At 62.9% G+C, this 20,536-nt stretch carries 25 protein-coding genes; 9 read left to right on the forward strand and 16 right to left on the reverse strand.

Annotated elements, in window-relative coordinates; genetic code table 11:
- Positions 1-48: 48 nt before the first annotated feature.
- Genes AC097A_RS09560 through osmF form a run of 4 tightly spaced genes read right to left on the reverse strand, consistent with a single transcriptional unit; the run spans position 49 to position 3,857 of the window.
- The gene (locus AC097A_RS09560) at positions 49-813 is read right to left on the reverse strand and encodes an ABC transporter permease (protein ID WP_479620641.1); all 765 of its coding nucleotides are present in this window, start codon (positions 811-813) and stop codon (positions 49-51) included.
- Positions 806-1,747: an ABC transporter ATP-binding protein gene (locus AC097A_RS09565; RefSeq protein WP_479620642.1), complete on the reverse strand. Its 942-nt coding sequence runs from the start codon at positions 1,745-1,747 to the stop codon at positions 806-808. The genes AC097A_RS09560 and AC097A_RS09565 overlap by 8 nt, the downstream gene beginning before the upstream one ends.
- Positions 1,744-2,919: an ABC transporter permease gene (locus AC097A_RS09570; RefSeq protein WP_479620643.1), complete on the reverse strand. Its 1,176-nt coding sequence runs from the start codon at positions 2,917-2,919 to the stop codon at positions 1,744-1,746. Before AC097A_RS09570 ends, AC097A_RS09565 begins: the two co-directional genes overlap by 4 nt.
- 8 nt (positions 2,920-2,927) lie before the next feature.
- Positions 2,928-3,857, reverse strand: a complete 930-nt coding sequence (gene osmF / locus AC097A_RS09575; RefSeq protein WP_479620644.1) for a glycine betaine ABC transporter substrate-binding protein OsmF — start codon at positions 3,855-3,857, stop codon at positions 2,928-2,930.
- A 116-nt stretch (positions 3,858-3,973) separates the two neighbouring features.
- On the opposite strand from osmF, the gene AC097A_RS09580 reads away from it, so the two are divergent.
- From AC097A_RS09580 to AC097A_RS09590, 3 genes are all read left to right on the forward strand, one after another.
- Positions 3,974-4,255 (forward strand): DUF427 domain-containing protein, encoded by a 282-nt coding sequence (locus AC097A_RS09580; protein ID WP_479620645.1) that lies wholly within the window; start codon positions 3,974-3,976, stop codon positions 4,253-4,255.
- A gap of 146 nt (positions 4,256-4,401) precedes the next feature.
- Positions 4,402-4,698 (forward strand): hypothetical protein, encoded by a 297-nt coding sequence (locus tag AC097A_RS09585; RefSeq protein WP_479620646.1) that lies wholly within the window; start codon positions 4,402-4,404, stop codon positions 4,696-4,698.
- 81 nt (positions 4,699-4,779) lie between these two features.
- Positions 4,780-5,505, forward strand: a complete 726-nt coding sequence (locus AC097A_RS09590) for a sterol desaturase family protein (protein ID WP_479620647.1) — start codon at positions 4,780-4,782, stop codon at positions 5,503-5,505.
- Positions 5,506-5,555: 50 nt separating this feature from the next.
- On the opposite strand, the gene AC097A_RS09595 is transcribed toward AC097A_RS09590, so the two are convergent.
- Entirely contained in the window at positions 5,556-5,900 is a 345-nt protein-coding gene (locus AC097A_RS09595; RefSeq protein ID WP_479620648.1) for a HepT-like ribonuclease domain-containing protein, read from the reverse strand.
- Positions 5,890-6,192, reverse strand: coding sequence for a nucleotidyltransferase family protein (locus AC097A_RS09600; RefSeq protein ID WP_479620649.1), 303 nt, complete (start codon positions 6,190-6,192; stop codon positions 5,890-5,892). Before AC097A_RS09600 ends, AC097A_RS09595 begins: the two co-directional genes overlap by 11 nt.
- A 191-nt stretch (positions 6,193-6,383) precedes the next feature.
- Between AC097A_RS09600 and AC097A_RS09605 the strand changes: the two genes are divergently transcribed.
- Complete coding sequence (locus AC097A_RS09605) at positions 6,384-6,863, forward strand: glycine zipper 2TM domain-containing protein (protein WP_479620650.1); 480 nt, start codon at positions 6,384-6,386, stop codon at positions 6,861-6,863.
- Between the two features lie 14 nt (positions 6,864-6,877).
- Here AC097A_RS09605 and AC097A_RS09610 read toward each other — a convergent pair whose 3' ends face one another.
- Complete coding sequence (locus AC097A_RS09610) at positions 6,878-7,804, reverse strand: pyridoxal-phosphate dependent enzyme (protein ID WP_479620651.1); 927 nt, start codon at positions 7,802-7,804, stop codon at positions 6,878-6,880.
- Positions 7,805-7,956: 152 nt separating this feature from the next.
- Here AC097A_RS09610 and AC097A_RS09615 point away from each other — a divergent pair, with 152 nt between their 5' ends.
- A complete protein-coding gene (locus tag AC097A_RS09615) occupies positions 7,957-8,217 on the forward strand; it encodes a hypothetical protein (protein ID WP_479620652.1) in 261 nt (86 codons plus the stop codon).
- Entirely contained in the window at positions 8,207-9,262 is a 1,056-nt protein-coding gene (locus AC097A_RS09620) for an LPO_1073/Vpar_1526 family protein (protein WP_479620653.1), read from the forward strand. Before AC097A_RS09615 ends, AC097A_RS09620 begins: the two co-directional genes overlap by 11 nt.
- A gap of 68 nt (positions 9,263-9,330) precedes the next feature.
- On the opposite strand, the gene AC097A_RS09625 is transcribed toward AC097A_RS09620, so the two are convergent.
- From AC097A_RS09625 to AC097A_RS09655, 7 genes are all read right to left on the reverse strand, one after another.
- Complete coding sequence (locus tag AC097A_RS09625; RefSeq protein ID WP_479620654.1) at positions 9,331-10,743, reverse strand: amidohydrolase family protein; 1,413 nt, start codon at positions 10,741-10,743, stop codon at positions 9,331-9,333.
- 14 nt (positions 10,744-10,757) lie between these two features.
- On the reverse strand, positions 10,758-11,555 hold the full coding sequence (locus AC097A_RS09630) for an ABC transporter permease (RefSeq protein ID WP_479620655.1): 798 nt from the start codon (positions 11,553-11,555) through the stop codon (positions 10,758-10,760).
- A 12-nt stretch (positions 11,556-11,567) separates the two neighbouring features.
- Entirely contained in the window at positions 11,568-12,401 is an 834-nt protein-coding gene (locus AC097A_RS09635) for an ABC transporter ATP-binding protein (protein ID WP_479620943.1), read from the reverse strand.
- An 8-nt stretch (positions 12,402-12,409) separates the two neighbouring features.
- Positions 12,410-13,477 (reverse strand): aromatic ring-hydroxylating dioxygenase subunit alpha, encoded by a 1,068-nt coding sequence (locus AC097A_RS09640; protein WP_479620656.1) that lies wholly within the window; start codon positions 13,475-13,477, stop codon positions 12,410-12,412.
- Between the two features lie 99 nt (positions 13,478-13,576).
- Positions 13,577-14,551, reverse strand: coding sequence for an isopenicillin N synthase family dioxygenase (locus AC097A_RS09645; RefSeq protein WP_479620657.1), 975 nt, complete (start codon positions 14,549-14,551; stop codon positions 13,577-13,579).
- A gap of 31 nt (positions 14,552-14,582) precedes the next feature.
- Complete coding sequence (locus AC097A_RS09650) at positions 14,583-15,569, reverse strand: ABC transporter substrate-binding protein (RefSeq protein WP_479620658.1); 987 nt, start codon at positions 15,567-15,569, stop codon at positions 14,583-14,585.
- Between the two features lie 252 nt (positions 15,570-15,821).
- Complete coding sequence (locus AC097A_RS09655) at positions 15,822-16,697, reverse strand: phosphodiesterase (RefSeq protein WP_479620659.1); 876 nt, start codon at positions 16,695-16,697, stop codon at positions 15,822-15,824.
- Between the two features lie 35 nt (positions 16,698-16,732).
- Between AC097A_RS09655 and AC097A_RS09660 the strand changes: the two genes are divergently transcribed.
- Together AC097A_RS09660 and AC097A_RS09665 are read left to right on the forward strand one after the other, a co-directional pair.
- Complete coding sequence (locus AC097A_RS09660; RefSeq protein ID WP_479620660.1) at positions 16,733-17,164, forward strand: PACE efflux transporter; 432 nt, start codon at positions 16,733-16,735, stop codon at positions 17,162-17,164.
- A gap of 11 nt (positions 17,165-17,175) precedes the next feature.
- The gene (locus tag AC097A_RS09665) at positions 17,176-17,571 is read left to right on the forward strand and encodes a hypothetical protein (RefSeq protein ID WP_479620661.1); all 396 of its coding nucleotides are present in this window, start codon (positions 17,176-17,178) and stop codon (positions 17,569-17,571) included.
- 76 nt (positions 17,572-17,647) lie between these two features.
- Here AC097A_RS09665 and AC097A_RS09670 read toward each other — a convergent pair whose 3' ends face one another.
- Positions 17,648-18,304 (reverse strand): LysE family translocator, encoded by a 657-nt coding sequence (locus tag AC097A_RS09670; protein WP_479620662.1) that lies wholly within the window; start codon positions 18,302-18,304, stop codon positions 17,648-17,650.
- 35 nt (positions 18,305-18,339) lie between these two features.
- Positions 18,340-19,152, reverse strand: coding sequence for an AraC family transcriptional regulator (locus tag AC097A_RS09675; RefSeq protein WP_479620663.1), 813 nt, complete (start codon positions 19,150-19,152; stop codon positions 18,340-18,342).
- Positions 19,153-19,246: 94 nt separating this feature from the next.
- Between AC097A_RS09675 and AC097A_RS09680 the strand changes: the two genes are divergently transcribed.
- The gene (locus tag AC097A_RS09680) at positions 19,247-20,470 is read left to right on the forward strand and encodes an MFS transporter (RefSeq protein WP_479620664.1); all 1,224 of its coding nucleotides are present in this window, start codon (positions 19,247-19,249) and stop codon (positions 20,468-20,470) included.
- Positions 20,471-20,536: the final 66 nt, after the last annotated feature.

The raw sequence follows: 20,536 nt of genomic DNA on the forward strand, positions 1-20,536 counted from the left end.
TTATTGCGCAAGCAGCTATCAAATGTATAGCGAATGGGGGCTGTGCGGTCACACGTCCCATTGCGCCCGCCGCGCCAGGCGTTCAAACGCCATGTCGGCAGCCACGGCCAGCAGGCCGACCAGCACCGCGCCTTGCAACACGTAGGCGTTGTTGAAGCCTGACAGCCCCACGATGATGGGCGAGCCCAGGGTTTTGGCGCCCACGGTGGAGGCGATGGCGGCGGTGCCGATGTTGATGATGACGGAGGTACGCACGCCGGCCAGCCACAGCGGCAGGGCCAGCGGCACCTGCACCTGCCAGAGCTGCTGCCAGGGCGAGAGGCCCATGGCGCGGGCGGACTCCTGCACGGGCTGGGGCACCGACTCCACACCGGCCAGCGTGGCCTGCAACACCGGCAGCAGGCCAAACAGCGCCAGCGCCAGCAGCGCCGGCAGCTCCCCAAAACCCACCACAGGCACGGCCACGGCCAGCACGGCCACGGGCGGAAAGGTCTGGCCCATGGCGGCGATGGTTTCCAGCAGCGGGCGGAAGGCGCGGCCTGCCGGGCGCGTGGCGGCCAGGCCGGCCGCAGTGCCCAGTACCACCGACACGGCACTGGACAACAGCACCAGGCCCAGGTGTTGCCACAGCAGCGCGGCCAGCGGCTCCTGCAGGTAGACCGGGCGCGGCAGGGCAGGGAACAGTGCGGCAAACAGGGGCTGGCTGTGTGGCAGGCCGTAGGCCAGCGCCATCAGCAGGGCCACGGTCCACAGCAGGCGGTCGGCCCACCAGGCACTTTTCAGGCGCGGGGTGTTCACGAAGTCCTTAGCCACGGTGCTGCGCTTCCAGCAGATCCGCCGCGCGTACCTGGCCCAGCGAATCGCCTGCAGCATTCACCACGCGCAGTGCGGACACGGCATGCGCCGCCATGTGCGAGAGGGCTTCACGCACCGTGGCGGTGTCGGCAATCTGCGCGTTGGGCGCGGGCTCGGACAGCGGCTGCACCAGCGGCGCAATGGGCCGCAGCGAGAGCAGCTTGAGCCCAAGGTCGGCGCGGCCCAGAAAGTCCGCCACAAAGTCATTGGCCGGTGTGGCCAGCAGCTCCAGCGGCGTGCCCACCTGTTCCACCCGGCCCTGGCGCAGCAGCACGATGCGGGTGGCCAGCAGCAGGGCTTCGTCAATATCGTGCGTGACCAGCACAATGGTTTTGCCAGACGCCTGGTGCACGCGTTTCAGTTCCAGCTGCAGGGCAGCGCGCGTCACCGGGTCCAGCGCGCCAAAGGGTTCGTCCATCAGCAGCACATCGGGGTCAGCCGCCAGCGCGCGTGCCACGCCCACGCGCTGCTGCTGCCCGCCCGACAGCTGGTGGGGGTAGCGGTGGCGGTACTGCGCGGGCTCCATGGCAAACAGCGTCAGCAGCTCGGTCACGCGCGCTTCGATGCGCTCGGCACTCCAGCCCAGCAGTTGCGGCACGGTGGCAATGTTGCGTGCCACCGTCCAGTGCGGGAACAGGCCCACCGACTGGATGGCATAACCCATGCGCCGACGCAGGTCGCGCACGTTGAAGCTGTAAATCTCTTGCCCGTCCAGCAAAATGCGGCCACCGTCGTGGTCCACCATGCGGTTGATCATCTTGAGTGCGGTGGACTTGCCCGAGCCCGAGGGGCCAATCAGCACCAGCAGCTCGCCACGCGCGATGGTCAGTTGCAGGTCGGTGATGGCGGGTGTGCCGTCGTAGGACTTGCTGGTGTGGTCAAAGGTGATCATGCGGTGGGGGTTTCCAGCAGCGCGGCCAGCGCCTTGAACAGGGCATCGGCCAACACGGCCAGCAGCACGATGGGCAACACGCCCAGCATCACCAGCTCGTTGGCCGCACTGAACAGGCCGTCAAACATGATTTGCCCCAAGCCCCCGGCGCCCACCAGCGCGGTCACCGCGGCCAGGCCCGTGGTCTGCACCACCGCCGTGCGCAGGCCCACCAGCAGCACCGGCAGCGCCAGCGGCAGCTCCACCTGCCACAGCACCTGCCAGTGGGCCATGCCCATGGCGCGCGCAGACGTGGTGGCCGCGGCCGGCACCTGCTCCAGCCCGGCCAGTGTGGAGCGCACGATGGGCAGCAGCGCATACAGCAGTAGCGCCAGCACGGCAGGTGCCAGGCCCACGCCGCTGATGCCCATCTGCCCCAGCACCGGTGCCTTTGCGGCGGCCCAGGCCAGCGGCGCCATCAGCAGGCCAAACAGCGCGATGGACGGAATCGTCTGGATCACATTGAGGATGGGAAACAGCGCCTGGCGCAGTCGCGGTGTGCGGGCCATCGCCCAGGCCAGCGGCACGCCGATGCCCACGGCCGGCATGGTGGCCAGCAGCACGATCTGCAGGTGGCGCAGCACGGCGGCGCCAAACACATCGCTGCGGTTGGCGTACTCCTGCGCAATGGACAGCTCTTGCCCTGTATCCAGTGTCGCCAGCACCGCCAGCAAGGGAAGAGCGGCCGCCATCAGCACCGCCAGGCGCGCCAGCGTGGCCAGCCGCAGCCGTGCCACGGCGTCCAGCGTCACCAGCCAGGCCAGGCCCATTAGCGTCCAGAAGCCGGCGCCCAGCGCGGTGCGGTGCAAAGATGATTCGGTTTGCGCCACGTGGTGGGCATGTGCGCCGGCCAGCAGCCACAGGGCGGGCAGTGTGGCGGCCATGGCCACTATCACCAGCGCCTGGGTGGCGCGGCGGTGGGCCTGCAAAGTGGCGATGGCCAATGCCGACAGCAGCGCCATCGCTAACCAGACCCAGGGGCCCAGCAACACATCAACCAGGTAAACAGGCTCGCCCGAGAGCAGGCGGTTGGGCGCCACGCGCACAAAGGGCAGACCCCAGGCGCCGGCCAGCGCCAGTGCAGCACACAGCGCCAGCACCGGGTTACAGCGCTGAGGGGGCGTGTCCGCCACGGCGGCGGCTATTTCAGGAAGCCCTTGCTGTGCAAAAAGGTGCTGGCTACCTTGCGGGGGTCCTGGCCTTCCAGCTGGATGCGTGCGTTCAGCATCTGCAGCGTGGGGCCATCCAGCGCCTTGAAGATGGGCGCTAGCACGGTGGCAATGGCGGGGTACTTCTTGAGCACCTCTTCACGCACCAGCGGTGCGGGCGCGTAGACGGGTTGCACACCCTTGGGGTCATCCATCACCACCAGGCCCAGCGCGGCCACCGGGCCGTCGGTGCCATAGGCCATGGCGGCGTTCACGCCCGATGTTTTTTCGGCCGCGGCCTTGATGGTGGCTGCGGTGTCGCCACCGGCCAGCACCAGCGTCTGGTCAGCCCGCAGCTTGAAGCCATAGGCCGCCTGGAAGGCCGGCATGGCGTCTGCGCGCTCCATGAATTCGGCCGAGGCCGCCAGCTTGAACGCGCCGCCCTTGGCGATGTAGCGCCCCATGTCGTCCAGCGTGCGCAGCTTGTTGGCAGTGGCCACGTCGCGGCGCACGGCAATCGCCCAGGTGTTGTTGGCATTGGCCGGCTCCAGCCAGACGACCTTGTTCTTTTCCATGTCCATCTTCTTGGCCAGTTCGTAGCCCGCGCGCAGGCTCTTCCAGGCCTTGTTGCCCTCGTCGCCCAGCATGAAGGCACCGTTGCCGGTGTACTCGGGGTAGAGGTCAATCTCGCCGGCCAGCAGGGCGGTGCGCACCACCTTGGTATTGCCCAGCGCGACCTTGTTTTCGGTCTTGATTCCGTTGGCCTCTAGCGCCAGCACCACGATGTTGCCCAGCAGCTTGCCTTCGGTGTCGATCTTGGAGCCTACGCGCACGGGGCTTTGGGCCTGGGCGCCCCAGCTGGCCAGCAGGCCGGCAGCCAGCACCAGCAAGTGGCGACGCATGAAGAGTGGGGAGGTACGCATGGCAGGGCCTTTCAAATGTGGGCAAAGGATAAGCGAAAGCGAATAGCCCGGGTAGCCCCCGGATGGACTGTGCTGTGGTGGAATGGGAGCCCCTGAATGTGACCCTGGAGCCTGCAATGAAAGCGATTTGGAACGGTACCGTAATAGCCGAAAGCAATGACACCGTGCTGGTGGAAGGCAACCACTACTTTCCTGCCAGCGCCCTGAACCGCGACTACGTGCAGTTCAGCAACCACAAGACCAGCTGCGCCTGGAAAGGCCAGGCCAGCTACTACTCACTGATGGTGAATGGTGAGATGAATATCGACGCCGTCTGGTACTACGCCGACCCCAAACCCGAGGCCGACATGGTGCGCGACCGGGTGGCGTTCTGGAAGGGCGTGCAAGTCACCGCCTAGGCTAATTTATTGGCCATATTGGCCTCTAGACCCGGTGGAATATGCGCGAGCAGCTATTGATTTGATAGCGTTCAGCGTGTGTTTAATATCTACCCAGCCTGCACTGGGCGTATGGAATGCCGAAACACATTGAAGGGAGAAACACCATGACAAACCAAGACACCCCTCACAACGGAGACTTTGCGTCCTTCCTGGAGGGAAAGACCAAGAATGCCCAGGCGCCCGCCACTGCAGGTCTTGATGTCCCCCCGGCTGCTGAACTGACTGCCACTCGGCCACGCCAGACGGTCGAAGACGTATTGGTGCACGGCGAAACGCCAACGGAAGAGTTTCTGGAGGAATGGAACGAACTGGAGAGTCTTCCCGAGCTCTCGGACGAAGAGCTGGCGCAACAAGCGCTGAACGCCCCTGGGGACGATAGCGACATCAACACGCCAGAGTGAACTTTCGATAGCCAGTCTCTTTCTGGCGGATCTCCCCAAATACTCCAGCCTGCCAAATTCACAACTTGGCGTTGCACTCCAATGACCACTGCCGTTTACGCAATCATCTTTTTGGTGTTCATCGCAATTTTCACGCGCGAGGTCATCGCTCCAGCGTCTAAAGCACATTGCGACAACCGATGGCTCATACTTGCTGGCAGCATCAACGTGCTGCAGATGTCAGCCGCCGTTGCAGCGGGATATTTTTTGCACGCGGCATTTGCCGGCCATTCGATCTGGAATCTCTCAGGCTCCATGTCGGCTCCCATCGCTGGGGGGCTAACGTTCCTGGTCGCAAGCTTCGTAGCCTATTGGTGGCACAGGGCCATGCACAAGAGCCCGCTGCTATGGCGTCTGTTTCACCAGTTGCACCACAGCCCCAGCCGCATAGAAGCCTTGACCGCTTTCTATGCCCATCCATTCGATTCCATCGCGGCAACTCTCATTACTTGTGTCGTGGCCTATCTGGGGTTTGGTTTTGATGCCAGCGCTGCAGCTTGGGCCATCCTTTACGTGAGCGTTTTCAATCTCTATATTCATTCCGATACGCCGTCGCCGCGATGGCTGGGCTATTTCATCCAACGCCCCGAAATGCACCGTGTCCATCACCAAATTGGGCATCACGCGCAGAACTACAGCCTGCCAGTCTGGGACCTGATGTTTGGTACGTGGAGCAACCCCACAAATCGGGTGGAGCGTTGCGGCTTTGAGGAAGGCCAAAGCGCGATGGTCTATGACATGCTGCGCGGGAAAGACGTGAGTTCTTGAAAGGCGTGTCGGTTAGGGCCTACGTCGCCAACCGAAATGATCCAGAGTCTCTATGCCTCATCGGCTGAAAGTAGCGCTTGCAGAGCACTGAGTAGCCATGGAATTTCGCTTTGAAGCGTCTTCCAAACCATCTCGGTGTCCACGTCAAAGTAGGCATGCACCAAGCGATTGCGCATGCCGACAATGGCCCGCCACGGAATGGAACTGTTGGTGGACTGAATGTCCTCGGAGACCTTGTTGGCGGCTTCGCCCAAGATTTCAATCGCCCGGACCACCGCGAACAGCAACATTTGGTCTGTTTGCAGGTCTGCTTGCTGCTTACCATGGACAAACTTCAATGCGGCCTGAGCAGCCTCCACCATGTGCAGCAATCGGATGCGATCTTCAGCGCGCATATTGCACTTGGGCGGTACGCACCACTTCGTCCCTGAAGTGACGCGATAAATCACGCGGCGTACGTAAATCCACTTTTCGTCCGCCCACCAAGGCCGAAAGCTCATCTTCCAACGCTGCCATACCCAACAGGCCAGGCACGCCGTCGGGCTCAAAGTCCACCAGCAAATCGACATCGCTGTCTGCCCGCGCAGTTCCTTTGGCTTGTGAGCCAAACAGGGCCAAGCTGCGAATCCGGTGGGATTCGCAGAACAGCTTGAGGGCTTGCTCATCAAGGTGAAGGGCGGGATGCATAGGTTTTGGGTGGAGCTGAATGGATGACATTGTGCCTTGGGGAGTGGGCTTTTCAAACTTTCGGCAAGCCTGCAGCGTGTCCCTTGTAGGCGCATTCCTACGCCAAGTCGGGATTTTTTCCTCTGGTGGCCACCGCGTGCGTCAGCCACACTGACCACGTGGTTTATCAAGTCACCACGTAAGGAAAATCCATGAACTCGTACCCCCTCTCTACCAATCAATCTCGCTTTTCGCGTCTGCACCCACTGGTTGCGGTTGCTGCAGGCTCAGTGGTTCTGGTGAGCCTGCTGGGCGCCGCTGCCATTACGGGCATTCTTCCCAACTCCAATGCCAAGGCGGCGTCAGATGGCGTTGCCATCAGTGCCCCGGTAGACGTGTCTGCCCCTGCTGCAAAACCTTCCGTGCAGAAGGCTGCGAGCCAGAAGCCAGCTACGCAAAAATCTTCCACCCAAGTGGCAGCCAATTCCAATGCCCCTGCGCAACCCGCTGCGGCTCCCGCCGCTCCGGCTGAGAAGAACAGCATCGTTGGTATCGGTGTAGGTGCTCTAGTGGGCGGTGCGCTGGGCAGCCAGATTGGCAGTGGCGACGGCAAGACCCTGGCCACCATCGCCGGTGCCGTGGGCGGTGGTTACGTTGGCAATGAAATTGCCAAGAAGAACGCTGCCCCTTAACCCTCTAGCCTCCGCTACGCGGCTTGCCGCCACTGGCGGATTTGCTCCACCGTGGCGGTGGCGCCACCGCACACGATGAACAAAACGTTGCGGTAGGGCGCCAGCGCCGCGTTGGCTTCATAGGCCAGCGCCAGGCTGGCGCCACAGGCGGACTCCACCAGCACGCGGTGGTCGGTCAAGAATCTCTCGCACGCCTCCAGCGCGCTGGCGTCTGACACCAACACACTCTGCAGCGGGCGCTGCTGCGTCCACTGGAGTGCTTGTTCGCACACGCGCTTGGCGCCTAGTGAACTGGCAATGCTGGTGATGCTGTCCAGCGCCACCGTGTGCCCGGCCTGCATGGCCGCGTGCAGCGACGCGGCGCCATTCGTCTCCACCGCAATGATGGGCACCTGCCCCCAGCCATTGCGTGCCATGCCCTCGGCCACACCCGACAGCAGGCCACCACCCCCCACCGACAGCACCACCGCATCGGGCACCACGCCCGCGCGGGCCACCTCGTCCACCATGCTGGCGTGGCCGGTCCACAGCAGCGGGTCATCAAACGGATGCAAAAACGCATCGTCCGGCCCCACCAGCGACAGCGCCAGTTCATTCGCCTCTTGCCACGATGCGCCGTGCACGATCACATCCGCATCCTCCAGCCGCAGCAGCTCTTGGGCCCGCGCCGTCGTGGTCTGCGGCACCACCACGGTCACGGGGATGTCCAGCACCCGCCCCGCATACGCCACCGCCATGCCCGCATTGCCGCCAGACGACGACACGAAGCGCTTAGCCCCGCGCTGCGCATGGATCTGACAAGCATGGCCAATGCCACGAATCTTGAAACTGCCAGGCGGCTGCAGCGCTTCCATCTTGAGCCAGACGCTGCGCTGCGCAGCGAGGCTGAGGGCGCGGGATTCTAGGAGTGGGGTTGCTAGGTGGAGGGGTGTTTGGGACATGGTGGAGAGGTTAACGCACGGTCATATACTGGCGCTAAAGCAAATAGAAAAAACGACTTAGTTGCTGCAAGGGAGGCGCGCGCTATGAATCATCTTTCAGATTTTTCGGACTTTTTGTGTTCTAAATCAGGTTGCACGTCGGGGGCGATCGCATGCTGATCATGAAAGTTTTGTCCGGTCTCGTTTTCATGGGTTCAGTTGCTTGGTATACCGCGCAACCGGGCTATGAGCCTGCCATTGCGATATTGACTTCTTTGTCCACATTCATTGCGGTTTGGCTGAGTGAGAAAAAAATAAAACGCCAAGCGAGGCAGAGCCAGACTGTCGCAGAAAACGGTATTGGTATTCAAGCGGGTGGCGACGTCAGTGTCGGTAATATTCGTTCCAGAGGAAAAACAAGAAATGCTGAATAGAGATCAAAGCCAAGATGTTGGAAATGGTGCTACAGCAATTCAAGCGAATGGCAATGTAACTATCGTCAATGTCGGGGTGTCCTCTTCGGAGGCTAGGCAAATTGCCTTAGATGTTGCAAAGGCGACGTTCTATGAACTGACAGGCGTAGCAAAAGATATTGCTAGTGTTAGGGCGGAAGAGATTACAGATCAGGTAATAAAGAAGCTTGAGAGGGACTTCCCTGCTGGACTTCAAAAAGCTAAAGACCCTGATTTTCAGTTTGCACTCAATACAGTTCAAAAAGAATATGTACGTAGCGGTGACAAAGACTTGGGTGATCTGCTTGTTGATCTACTAGTAGATCGAAGCAAGCAGGATCAACGGGATATTCTCCAGATTGTTTTGAACGAGTCTCTTGCAACGGCCCCAAAACTCACAGACGCACATCTTGCGGCGTTGGCTGTGATTTTTTTATTTAAGTACACGCAAAATCATTCAATTGGAAATCACCAAACCCTTGGCGCCTACCTCGATAAGCAATTATTGCCGTTCGTTCCCAAGCTCAAAAAAAATGAAGCTGGCTACCAGCATTTAGAGTTTTCAGGCTGCGGGTCGATAGCGATGGGTGAGCATTCTTTAGAAGCCATTTTTGGTCAGAGTTATCAAGGTCAATTCCTCAAGGGCTTCGATCAATCTGAAATTGCAGATCGAGCGATCAGTGTTGGTATGGACCCGCGCTTCTTTATTCACTGTCTAAACGATGCAGCAAAGTTGCAAGTCCGAGCTAATAACAAAGAAGGGCTTGAAAAGCTTTTGGATGCCAACGGAGTCTCCGTCGAAGATCGATCCCAGATCTTGGCGCTGTTCGATCTTGGAAAAATGAATGATTTAGAGATCAGGGAAAAATTAATATCTATCCGCCCATATATGTCTGATGTTTTTGATGTGTGGAAAGATTCCCCGATGAAAAGCTTTACGTTGACCAGCGTTGGTATGGCAATCGGGCATGCAAATATCAAACGTCTAATCGGTGAGTTCGCGAGTCTCTCAATATGGATCAATTGAGAGAAAGTCTCGCGGTCCGACTAAGGCCAAGTTAGGAGATATTTGGTTTGACCATCTGAATTAAGGCCTTATCCCGCCATCAACCTCCGCACCGCCCCCCGCGCCTCCGCCCTCAGCTCCCCCACATCCACCCCCCGCAGCACATCGTTTTCCACGACCCGCTGCCCATTCACCCACAACCCTTTGAGCGCCGGCCGCCCGCCACTGGCCACCGGGCCCACGGCCACGTCGTGCAGGCCAAAGTAACGCGGATCGTCCAGCGCGTAGAGCGCGATGTCGGCGGCCATGCCGGGGGCTAGCGTGCCTATGGCGTCCAGGCCCAGCACCTTGGCGCCGCCGGATGTGCCCCAGGCCACCACGTCGTCGGCAGTCACAGCAGTGCTTTCTCCTTCACCCTTGCCACCGCGATAGAGGGGCTGGCAGCGGTCACCCACCGCAGCGCGCTGCATGAGCCAGGCGGCGTGCACTTCGGAGATCATGTCGGCCGCCTCATTCGATGCTGCGCCGTCCACGCCCATGGAGATGGGCACGCCGGCCGCCTGCAGCGCTAGGATGGGCGCAATGCCGCTGCCCAAGCGGCCGTTGCTTTGCGGGCAGTGGGCGATGCCGGTACCGGTGCTGCCCAAGAGGGCTATCTCTTCGGCGTCGAGCTTCACCAGATGCGCAAACCACACATCGCTGCCCAGCCATTCGTGCTCGGCCACAAAGCGCACCGGGCTCATGCCGTGCATGCTGTGCACGGAGTCCTGGTAGCTCACCGTCTCTGACAAATGCGAGTGCAGGCGGATGCCCAGGCCGCGCGCGGTGCGGGCGCACTCCACCAGTTCGGCAGGCGCCATGGAGTAGGGCGGTGTGGTGGGCGCCATGACCACGCGGCACATGGCGTTGGGGGATGCGTCGTGGTAACGCGCGGTGAGGCGTTGCACATCGCCTAAAAAGGCGTCCAGCGATTCGGGGCGGAGGGCTTGGGGCAGTTCGGCCTCCAGCTGGCGCACCTTGGTGGCGCCGCCACGGCACAGCACCATGCGCAGGCCCATGCGCTGCGCCTCTTCAAACAGAATGGCCGAGCTGTCAAACGGCATGCCGGGGTAGTACAGGTAGTTGTGGTCGGCCACGGTGCCGCAGCCCGAGAGCGCCAGCTCCAGCAGGCCAATGCGCACGGCGGTGCGGAACAGGCCTTCATCAAACGCGGCGCGAAAGCGGTAGGGCGTGGCGGCCAGCCAGGCGGTGAGCGGCAGGTCTAGTCCGTGCGCGTCGCCCTTGATGAGGGACTGGAACAGGTGGTGGTGGGTGTTGACCCAGGCGGGGTAGACGACGCAGTCGGTGGCGTCCACCACGCGTTCACCGGGCTCGGGCGTGAGCTGGCCGATTGCGTCGATGAAGTTCCCGCGTATGCGGATGTCGGGCCCGGCGCTGCGCGAGACGGCGCCGCGCTGGCCGGTGACAATGGCGGCGGCGTTGCGGATGAGGGTAGAGGTCATAGCGAAGTTTGTTGTTAGGCGCCTTGCGCGCTGTCGTGCCAGTGGCCCAGGGCTTTTTTGCTGAGCCAGTCCATGCTGAGGAAGAGGGCGATGCCGGTGAGCGAGATGAGGGCGAGTGCGGCGAACAGGCGCGGGATGTTGATCTGGAAACCGGCCTGCAAGATCTCGTAGGCTAGGCCCGCGCCGGTGCCGCCGGTGCCGGCCACAAACTCGGCCACCACGGCGCCGATGAGGGCCAGCCCGCTGGAGATGCGCAGCCCACCAAAGAAGAAGGGCAGTGCGCTGGGGATGCGCAGGCGCACCAGCGTTTGCCAGCGGCTGGCGCGGTTGAGCTTGAACAGGTTGACCAGTCCGGGGTTCACGCTGCGCAGGCCCAGCACGGTGTTAGAGATGATGGGAAACACCGTGACCAGCGTGGCGCAGATGACCAGCGCCAGCGTGGGCTGCTTGACCCAGATGATGATGAGCGGCGCCACCGCCACCACGGGGGTGACCTGCAGCAGGATGGCGTAGGGGAAGAGGCTGGCCTCGATGAAGCGGCTCTGCACAAACAGAAAGGCCGCGATGACGCCCAGCACCGTGGCCAGCACAAAGGCCAGCACGGTGATCTTCAGCGTGGTGCCCAGCGACAGCAGCAGCGAGGGGCCGTCGGTCAGCAGCGTGTGCGCAATGTCGCTGGGCTTGGGAACCAGGTAGACCGGCACCTGCCAGGCGGTGCAGATGCCCTGCCACAGCAGCAGAAAGACGGCACCCACGACCAGCGGGGCCAGCCATTTGAGGGTGTTGGCGTTTTTGAAAAATGAGGTTTGCATGGCGGGTGCTCCTTAGTGCAAATCGGCTGGGTCGCTGGCGGCCATCAACAGGGTGGACAGCTCGCGGCAATGCTCGGCAAACGGGGGCGAGAGGCGGTAGGCCTCGGAGCGGTCGGGCTCGGGCAACGGTACATCGGCCACGATGCGGCCGGGGCGCGCGGCCATCATCACCACGCGGCTGGAGAGGAACACCGCCTCGTAAATGCTGTGAGTGACAAACACCACCGTCAGGCCCGTGGCCTGCCAGAGTGCGCGCAGGTCGGTGTCGAGCTTGTTGCGGGTGAACTCGTCCAGCGCACCAAAGGGTTCGTCCATCAGCAGCACATCGGGCTTGGTCACCAAGGCCCGCGCGATGGAGGCGCGCATCTGCATGCCGCCCGACAGCTCGCGCGGGTAGGCATGGCCAAAGGCGCCCAGGCCCACTTGCGCCAGGGCCTGCGCCACGCGTGCATCGGCCTCGTGGCGTGGCACTTTTTGCAGGTCCAGCGGCAGGCGCACATTGGCGGCCACGGTGGCCCAGGGCATGAGCGTGGCCTCCTGGAACACCATGGCCGATGTGAGGCCGGACTTGGATGGTTGGTCGGCCCCGGCCCAGCGGATGTGGCCGTGGCTGGGTTCCTCCAGCCCGGCAAACATCTTGAGCAGCGTGCTCTTGCCGCAGCCCGAGGGGCCGAGCAGGGACACAAAGTCGCCACGCTGGATACGCAGGCTCATGCGGGCCAGTGCGTGGGTGCCGTTGCCATAGGTCTTCTCCACTTTGTTGGCGTGCAGCACGGTCTGTGCATCGGGCAGCTGCAGTGCCGGGGCTTCGTCGTCGGCAATGGCCGTGTCGGTGCTGGTTTTCATGAGCATGGTCACTCCTTCACAGAAGATTCGGGGTGGATGGGCACCACGGTGCGGCGGTTGCCGGCGTGCATTTCCACTTCGCCGTGTTCGGCCAGCACGTCCATCAGCATGCGGCGTATCAGCAGGCCGGGCTTGTCGGACGGCATGTGAAATTCCTGGCGCCGGCGGGTGTCTATGCAGGCATCGGGGTCGGTGGCTTCCAGGATGTCGCGGTCCTCGCCGGTGATGGTGGCGTCCCAGTCGATCAGCTCCTGCGTGCTGCACTGTTCTTCGGTGTCGTTGCGGTACAGCCACTGCACCAGCATGAGGCGGTCGTCGCTGATGGGGGTGGCGCAGTTGTAGATGATGTGGTCGATGCCGCTGTCGGGGTAGTGGCAGCCAAAGCGGCGCGAGAAGGGCAGGTAGTACTTGTTGGCCAGGCGGCGCGTGGTGGTGGGCGCGGTGCTGCCGGTTACGCGGTGGCCGGCGGGCGGGTTGTTGATAGGGATGGTGGTCTCGCCCTCAAAGCCAAAGTCGGTTTCCGCCAGCTCGTACTTCTGTGGCACGGGCTGGTTCAGGATGCCGAAGTTGGCCTTGTGCACAAAGCTGAAGTGCGAGTTGTCAAACGAGTTCTCCATCACGCGCACCGGGCTGGTCTTCCACTCTTCATAGAACTGGAAGATGCGGCGGTAACCCGGCGCGCCGTCTTCAGGAAAGTGGGGGATGGGGCGCAGCGGGTCTTCCAGCGCTACCCACACGTAGCCGTATTTCTCCTGGCAGTGGAAGGCGGGCACCTTGGCGCCAGCGGGGATGGCGGCGTCGGGGTTTTGCGGAATGCGCACGCAGCTGCCGCTGCAGTCATACGTCCAGCCGTGGTAGCCGCAGACGATGTGGTCGCCTTCGACAAAACCCTTGGACAGCTTGGCGGTGCGGTGGCAGCAGCGGTCGCGCAGGGCGGCGGGTTCGCCATTTGCCTTCTTCCACAGCACCAGGTTTTCGCCGAGCAGCGTGAAAGGTTTGGGGCCATCGTCCAGCTGGCTGATGGGCATGAGTGCGTACCAGAAGCGGCGCAGCACAGGTTGTTGGGTGACCAACATAGTCGTATCTCCAGATTTGCCACTGCGCCTGTGCAAACAGGTGCAGCGGCGCTGGCCGGCGCGCCAGAATGGTCGCCTTCGCCAGCAGGGCACATCGCACTAGGCAGCCAGGGCCGCCTCGTGCGTGAGCCGGTACATCAACTCAAAGTGCTCGCCCGCAGTGCGGGTGGGCAGCTCGGTGTCGTCCCCCGTGCGGAAGGCCTTCAGGCACGCGATGCGCGTGTGGTAGTTCAGGTCCTGAAAGAAGGGGATGGAGTAGCGGTGCTTCTGCGGCGAGCGGTTGCGCACGCGGTGGCCGTTGGAGTGGTACGCCCCGTTGGTCCACACCGGCATCATGTCGCCCAGGTTCACCACAAAGGCGCCGGGCACCGGGTCGGCATACAGCCACTCGCCGCTGGCGGCTTGCACCTCCAGGCCGCCGGTGGCGTCTTGCAGCAGGATGGTGAAGGCGCCCCAGTCGGTGTGCGCGCCGCAGCCAATCTGGTTGTTCACCACCTTGGCCTGCGGCGGGTAATGCAGCAGGCGCAACGTGGCCATGGGGTCGATGAGGGCTTCGTCAAAAAAATCCTCACGCTCGCCGGTGGCCACGGCAAAGATGCGCATCAGCGTTTCCGAGATGCTGCTCACCTTTTGCAGGTACAGCTCGCACAGCGTGCGAAACCAGGGCAGCTCGGCCTCGGTGGGCCACTGGTTGGCACCGTAGTTGGGCAGGCCGGCTTGCACAAAGGGGTGGTCTGCCGGGGTTTCGTGGCCCAGCAGAAACGACTCCTTCAGGTCGGGCGGCGAATCCACATCCAGCGCCTGCGAGCCGATGCTCTCGTAGCCGCGGCGTGCGGTGTTCACGGCCAGCCGCTGTTTGGCGGCATCGCCCTGGGCGAAGAAGCGTTGCGCCTGCGCCAGCATGGACTCCATCTCTTCACCGGCCAGGCCGTGGCCCACCAGGTAGAAGAAGCCAATCTCGCGGCAGATGCGGTCCAGCGCGCGGGCCACGCCGGGTTTGTCGCTGCCGTCCAGCCAGGGCCCTATGTCCAGCGTGGGCCGCAGCGCACGCACGGGTTCGGTGTACATCACCATGGTGACTCCTTGGGGTGTGTGCGTGCGGGGCTCAGGGCATGACCTTGAGGTCTTTGACGAACTGGGTGGTGTAGGCCTTCTTCCAGTCGGTGCCGGGCTTGATGAGGTTGGCCGAGACCATGAACTTGTAGGTCTGCTCCCAGCGTGCATCGGTCATGGTGCCTACGCCTTGGGTGGCTGCATCGCCACCGTCCACGGCCTTCACTTCTTTCAGGCGCTTGACGGCAAAGGCGATCAGGTCGTCTTCCATCTTGGGGTTGTCTTGCTTGATGAGCACATTGCCGGGCGCGGGGTTGGCCAGGTAGCTCTTCCAGCCTTCCATGGTGGCGCGCACAAAGCGGGCCACCACCTCGGGCTTTTCGCTCACCATCTTTTGCTGCGTAACGATGGTGGTGCCGTAGGGTGGGTAGCCATAGTCCCCAAACAGGAAGAAGTTGGCCGGCACATTGTTCTTCTGGGCGATGAAGGGCTCGGACGAGAGGTAGGCGCTTTGCGAGACGTTCTTGTCGGCAAAGAAGGGCTGCAGGTTGAAGGTGTAGGGGCGCACCTGCTCCGCGCCGTAGCCGTATTTGGTCAGCAGCCAGGGCAGCCAGCTGGTCTGGGCCGAGCTGTTGGCCAGGATGGTTTTGCCTTTCAGGCCGTCCAGACCCTTCACATCCGCATGGGCCAACAGGCCTTGCGAGTCTTTCTGGAAAGACGCGGCCACGGTGACCACGGGCAGGCCCTTCTCAATGGAATTGAGCGTCTGGAAGTCGTAGCCCATGATGAAGTCGGCCTGGCCTGCGGTGAGCAGCTGCATGCCGTTGACCTGGGGGCCGCCCATCTTGATGGTGACGTCCAGGCCATACTTTTTATAGAGGCCGGTGGCCTGCGCCTGGTAGAAACCACCGTGCTCGGCCTGGGCGTACCAGGAGGTGAGCAGGGTGACTTTGTCTTGCGCCCAGGTGGCGCTAGACAGGGCTGCCAGCGCGGTGGCGCAGGCGAGGCGAGTGAAGTGTTGGGTCAGTTTGCGTTGCATCGTCAATCTCTCCAAAAGTTGATATGGAAAGACGACAGTGCCGGGCCAGGCGGCAGCCCAGGGGCTGCCAGTCTCTGTTGGGTGCGAACCCAAATGCTGCAAGCGAACCTTCAGCATGCGACGGCACTACCGTCACCAGAGCAATGACCGATAACCTGGGGCGGGTGCCCGGTGGTTACTGACAGCTTCTACTCTGATGTAGATCAAGCAATTGGTGTGCCAGATTTGACGCACTGCTTTGGTGTGCTGGGGTCAGAAGAAGGGATACGGCCCCGGGTACTGGCCGATGTAGCTGGTGTGGGTAACCAGCCCATGCGCGGGTTGCCACAGGTGCAGCAGGCCGGCTGCGGGGCCAATAAAGGACTGGGGCACGGCGTTGGGCGCCAGTTGCAGCGCGATCTCGGTGGTGGTGCTGGGGCAACTGGCCACCACGGTGCCGGCCCAGCGCCGCACCATGGGGCGGTGCACATGGCCGCAGAGCACGGCTTCTACATTGCTTACCGTGCGCAGCACAGCTTCCAGCGGCGCGGGGTCGCGGTAAGCGTATTCGTCCAGATACGGGATGCCGCTCACAAATGGCGGGTGGTGCAGCAGCACCAGCGTGGGTGTGTGTGGGTCGGCCTGCAGCGTGCGCTGCAGCCATTGCAGGCCAGCCGCGTCGACATCGCCATGGTGTTGCCCCGGCACGCAGGAGTCCAGCGCGATGATGCGCACCGGGTAGTCGTCCACACAGTAGTGCAGCGGGCCATCCGTCGGCAGGTACGTGTGGTTGGCAAAGGCAGTGCGGAAAGCTGTGCGGTGGTCGTGGTTGCCGGGCAGCACTAGGTAAGGAATGGTGAGCTGTGAGAGCAGGGCGCGTGCGTTCGCGTATTCCTCGGGCTCACCGTAGTCCACCAGGTCGCCGGTGATGACGACGAGGTCGGGCCGCCGGTCCAGCTGGTGCAGGTGGACGATGGCGTTGGTGAGCGCGCGGTTGGAGTCGGCCACGCCGCGGTACAGCTCGCCCGGCGGGCGCACATGCAGGTCAGACAGTTGGGCAATCAGCAAGGCGGGGCTCCACAAGAATCGGGCTTTGGTAGGCCCCGGGGCATGCAATGAACAGGCCATGGCCATGATACGCAGGCGCATATAGCGCTGCGGGGCGCAGCCGTTACGATTGGGCGATGACTCCCATTACTCGCCGCATCGTGCAGGCCGCCCTGTACGAAAGCATTGCCATTGCCGTTGTTACGCCCACGCTGGCGCTCGCTTTTGCCCATCCCCCCGGTTCGGCCTTTGTGCTGTCGGCCGTTATGTCCAGCATTGCGCTGGCCTGGAACTACATCTTCAACAGCCTGTTTGAGCGCTGGGAGGCGCGCCAGACCGTCAAGGGCCGTTCGCCCCTGCGCCGTTTTGCGCACGGCATGGGTTTTGAGGGTGGGCTGGCGATCATCCTGATGCCGGTGATGGCGTATTGGCTGCACATCTCGCTGTGGGCCGCCTTTGTGGCGGACCTGGGCCTGCTGGCCTTCTTCTTTTTCTACACCGTGGGCTTTACCTGGGCGTTTGACAAAATATTCGGACTGCCTGCGTCGGCCCAACCATCATCGTCTTGAAGGGATACGTCATGTATTGGATTGCCAAACCGTTGAAGTGGATCATGCTGGTGTCGGGCGTGCTGACCTGCACCATGCTGTATGCCGCCATCGACCCGCAGGGCGCCTTGCGCCAGACCTTTGGCACTACGCTGGAAGGGCCGCTGGCCGACATCGTGGTGCGCAACTGGGGTGTGCTGATCACGCTGGTGGGTGCGCTGCTGATCTACGGCGCCTACCGCCCTGCCAGCCGCCCGCTGGTGTTGGTGGTGGCCATCGTCAGCAAGCTGGCCTTTATTGGGCTGGTGCTGGTCTACGGCCAGGCGTATCTGGGCACGGCGGGCCTGGCGATTGGCTTTGACCTGGTGGTGGTGGGCCTGTTCATCGTGGCCCTGCTGCAGATGCGCAAGCCGCCGGTGCAGAGCTAAATAAGCATCAAATAGGCCTCTAGCCCCCGTGGAATATGCGCAAGCAGCTTCTATTTTGATAGCAAGCTGGGGTGGATCAGGCAGCCACCTTGTTCTTCAGGCGTAGCAGGCTCAGGCCCAGCAGCACAAACAGGCCGCCAGAGATGCGGTTAAACAGGCGCTGCTTGCGCGGGTTGGCCAGCTGCCCTTTGAACAGGCGCGCCACCAGCACATAAAACAGGTGCGAGAGCAGTGACATGGCCACGAAGGTGCAGGTGAGCACCGCCACCTGTTCCAGCACCGGCGCATCGGCCGTGATGAACTGCGGAAACAGGGCGGAGAAAAACAGGATAGCTTTGGGGTTGGTCAGCGCCACGCCCATGCCTTGCCCGTAGAGCCGGCGGGTGATGGCCTTGTCCGCCAGCGCGCCCGCTGCGTGCGTGGCGGACTCCGGGGTGGCAAACGACACCGCCTGGCTGCGCCACTGCCGGATGCCCAAGTAAATCAAATATAGGGCACCAGCCACTTTCAGGATGGTGAACGCCACGGCCGACACCGCCAGGATGGCGCCCATGCCGGCCATGGCCACGCCGGAGAGGATGAACAGGCCCGTGGCATTGCCCAGCGAGCTGGCCACCCAGTCCCGTTTGCCATGGGCCATGGCGTTGGAGATGGCCAGCAGCACGCCGGGCCCGGGGCTGAAGGTGACCAGAAACGCGACGCCGCAGAAGACCAGCCAGTTGGAGAAGTGCATGAAAAATTCCTTTGAAACGATTGTGCCTCGCCGGCTCAGCCCGTTACCTTGAAGTGACTGGGCGCCTTGCCCATGCTCTGTTTGAACATGGCGGAAAACGCGCTGTCGCTGGCGTAGCCCGCTGCGGCGGCCACCTGGGCGATGGGCACGCCGCGCGCGAGCTGGGGCAGGGCGTGGGCCAGCACGGCCTGGGTGCGCCATTGCTGGTAGCTGGTGCCCAGTTCGTCGCGGAACAGGCGGGCCATGGTGCGCTCGCTGGCGCCCACGTCGGCCACCCATTCCTTGAGCTGGCCTTTTTCGGCCGGGTCGCGCAGCACGGCTTCGCACAAGGCGCGCAGGCGCTTGTCACCGTGTTCGGGGTGGGGCATGGGCACGCCCAGGGCCTGGATGTCGGCGCGCGCCATCTCATCCGCGGTCAGCGCCATCAGGGCGTCATCGCGTGGGCCGGGTTCGCTGCCCTCCAGTGCGTGCACCAGTTCGCGCAGCAGCTTACTCACTACCAGCACGCGGCAGTCGGTCCAGCTGGCGGGCAGCACGCTGGGGGCAATGTCCACGGTGCGCAGCTCGGCGGTTTCCAGCACCACCACGTTGTGTTGCACGTGGGGCGGAATCCACACCGCGCGGCTGGGCGGCACGATGAAAGTGGTCTGCCGCTCGCCCTGCGTCACGGTGACCTGCATGAGCCCGCTGGCGCAGTAGGTGAACTGCGACCAGGGGTGTTGGTGGGGCTCGATGTGGGCGTCCATGGCCAGCGAGCGGGCCCGGCTGCGCACCGGGCGCTGGGCTGTGGGTGGGCGTTTGGCCGAGGTGTCGAAGGACACGGAGTTGAGCGGGGCCTTGCGTTTCATGGCGTTGATCATTGGGTCAGGTTTGGCGGGATTTCGACAATTATTGTCTTTTTGTCGTAATCAAGAAAATGCTTTCGTCCGTACGATGCCCCACATGACCAGCGCCACACTTTCTTCCCCCGCCGCCGCATCCTTGGTTCCCATGAAGCAGGACGCTACCGTGATTGGCCTTGTCGGCTTGGCCCATGCCAGCTCGCACTTCGGCCATTTGCTGCTGCCGCTGCTGTTTCCGGTGTTTATGCAGGAGTTTGGGCTCAGCTACTCGCAGCTGGGGCTGCTGATGACCGTGTTTTTTGTGGTGTCGGGTGTGGGCCAGGCCAGCGCAGGTTTTGTGGTGGACCGGCTGGGTGCGCGGCCGCTGATGTATGTGGCCCTGGTCTTGTTCATGGTGGCCTGTGTGGCGGCGTCGTTTGTGACGGGCTACTCCGGCCTGTTTGTGGTGGCGGTGCTGGCGGGCCTGGGCAACGCCACGTTCCACCCGGTGGACTTCACTATCCTGAACCAGCGGGTATCCGCCCCGCGCCTTGGCTACGCCTTCAGCGCGCACGGGCTCACGGGCAACCTGGGCTGGGCCGTGGCACCGGTGTTCTTTGCCGGGCTGGGCGCTTTGATGGGCTGGCGCAATGCTTACCTGGCCGCAGCGGTGATGTACGCCGGTATCCTGGCGCTGCTGGTGGTGCAGCGGGAACATCTGAGCACCACAGTGGCGCCGCGTGTAGCGGAGCACGCCAAGACCGAACACGACCTGGCCTTTATGAAACTGCCCGTAGTGTGGTGGTGCTTCGGCTTCTTTTTGCTGTCCACCATGACCTTGGCCGTGGTGCAAAGCTACGCGGTGTCCATCCTCAAGGCCATGCACGGCGTGAGCTTTGAAGCGGCCACGCTGACCATTTCTTCCTACATGCTGTGCGGCGCGGTGGGCATGTTCATTGGCGGTTTTGTGGCGGCCAAGTCCAAACATTCCGACCGCGTGGTGGCCTGGGCCATGGCGGCCGGTGCCGTGCTGCTGGCCCTGTGCGGCACCGGCTTGCTGGGCGCCACCGGCACCATGGTGGTGCTGGCCATCACCGGGTTTGCGGTTGGCATTGGCGGCCCCTCGCGCGACATGATGATCAAAAAGGCCACGCCCAAGGGGGCCACGGGCCGCGTCTATGGTCTGGTGTATTCGGGCCTGGACACGGGCTTTGCCATTTCGCCCATCGTATTCGGCGTGTTTATGGACCGCGGCTGGTACGGCGCCACGCTGCTGGGCGCGGCTCTGGTGCTGCTGCTGAGCGTGGGTGCGGCGCTGGGTGTGGGGTTGCGTACTGCCAAGTAGCGCAGCGGCTGGGGCTGCGGCCCCGCGTTTCCTAATGCGATCCTGATATGGCGGGTGGTACGCTGG

It is taken from the genome of Rhodoferax sp. XS2R6 (genome assembly GCF_056521365.1).

Excerpts from the sequence above, each read along its gene's own strand:
- AC097A_RS09565 (WP_479620642.1), bottom strand. The coding sequence starts at position 1,747 with ATGATCACCTTTGACCACACCAGCAAGTCCTACGACGGCACACCCGCC.
- osmF (WP_479620644.1), bottom strand. The coding sequence starts at position 3,857 with ATGCGTACCTCCCCACTCTTCATGCGTCGCCACTTGCTGGTGCTGGCT.
- AC097A_RS09580 (WP_479620645.1), top strand. The coding sequence starts at position 3,974 with ATGAAAGCGATTTGGAACGGTACCGTAATAGCCGAAAGCAATGACACC.
- AC097A_RS09585 (WP_479620646.1), top strand. The coding sequence starts at position 4,402 with ATGACAAACCAAGACACCCCTCACAACGGAGACTTTGCGTCCTTCCTG.
- AC097A_RS09590 (WP_479620647.1), top strand. The coding sequence starts at position 4,780 with ATGACCACTGCCGTTTACGCAATCATCTTTTTGGTGTTCATCGCAATT.
- AC097A_RS09595 (WP_479620648.1), bottom strand. The coding sequence starts at position 5,900 with ATGCGCGCTGAAGATCGCATCCGATTGCTGCACATGGTGGAGGCTGCT.
- AC097A_RS09600 (WP_479620649.1), bottom strand. The coding sequence starts at position 6,192 with ATGCATCCCGCCCTTCACCTTGATGAGCAAGCCCTCAAGCTGTTCTGC.
- AC097A_RS09605 (WP_479620650.1), top strand. The coding sequence starts at position 6,384 with ATGAACTCGTACCCCCTCTCTACCAATCAATCTCGCTTTTCGCGTCTG.
- AC097A_RS09610 (WP_479620651.1), bottom strand. The coding sequence starts at position 7,804 with ATGTCCCAAACACCCCTCCACCTAGCAACCCCACTCCTAGAATCCCGC.
- AC097A_RS09615 (WP_479620652.1), top strand. The coding sequence starts at position 7,957 with ATGCTGATCATGAAAGTTTTGTCCGGTCTCGTTTTCATGGGTTCAGTT.
- AC097A_RS09620 (WP_479620653.1), top strand. The coding sequence starts at position 8,207 with ATGCTGAATAGAGATCAAAGCCAAGATGTTGGAAATGGTGCTACAGCA.
- AC097A_RS09625 (WP_479620654.1), bottom strand. The coding sequence starts at position 10,743 with ATGACCTCTACCCTCATCCGCAACGCCGCCGCCATTGTCACCGGCCAG.
- AC097A_RS09630 (WP_479620655.1), bottom strand. The coding sequence starts at position 11,555 with ATGCAAACCTCATTTTTCAAAAACGCCAACACCCTCAAATGGCTGGCC.
- AC097A_RS09635 (WP_479620943.1), bottom strand. The coding sequence starts at position 12,401 with ATGAAAACCAGCACCGACACGGCCATTGCCGACGACGAAGCCCCGGCA.
- AC097A_RS09640 (WP_479620656.1), bottom strand. The coding sequence starts at position 13,477 with ATGTTGGTCACCCAACAACCTGTGCTGCGCCGCTTCTGGTACGCACTC.
- AC097A_RS09645 (WP_479620657.1), bottom strand. The coding sequence starts at position 14,551 with ATGGTGATGTACACCGAACCCGTGCGTGCGCTGCGGCCCACGCTGGAC.
- AC097A_RS09650 (WP_479620658.1), bottom strand. The coding sequence starts at position 15,569 with ATGCAACGCAAACTGACCCAACACTTCACTCGCCTCGCCTGCGCCACC.
- AC097A_RS09655 (WP_479620659.1), bottom strand. The coding sequence starts at position 16,697 with ATGCGCCTGCGTATCATGGCCATGGCCTGTTCATTGCATGCCCCGGGG.
- AC097A_RS09660 (WP_479620660.1), top strand. The coding sequence starts at position 16,733 with ATGACTCCCATTACTCGCCGCATCGTGCAGGCCGCCCTGTACGAAAGC.
- AC097A_RS09665 (WP_479620661.1), top strand. The coding sequence starts at position 17,176 with ATGTATTGGATTGCCAAACCGTTGAAGTGGATCATGCTGGTGTCGGGC.
- AC097A_RS09670 (WP_479620662.1), bottom strand. The coding sequence starts at position 18,304 with ATGCACTTCTCCAACTGGCTGGTCTTCTGCGGCGTCGCGTTTCTGGTC.
- AC097A_RS09675 (WP_479620663.1), bottom strand. The coding sequence starts at position 19,152 with ATGAAACGCAAGGCCCCGCTCAACTCCGTGTCCTTCGACACCTCGGCC.
- AC097A_RS09680 (WP_479620664.1), top strand. The coding sequence starts at position 19,247 with ATGACCAGCGCCACACTTTCTTCCCCCGCCGCCGCATCCTTGGTTCCC.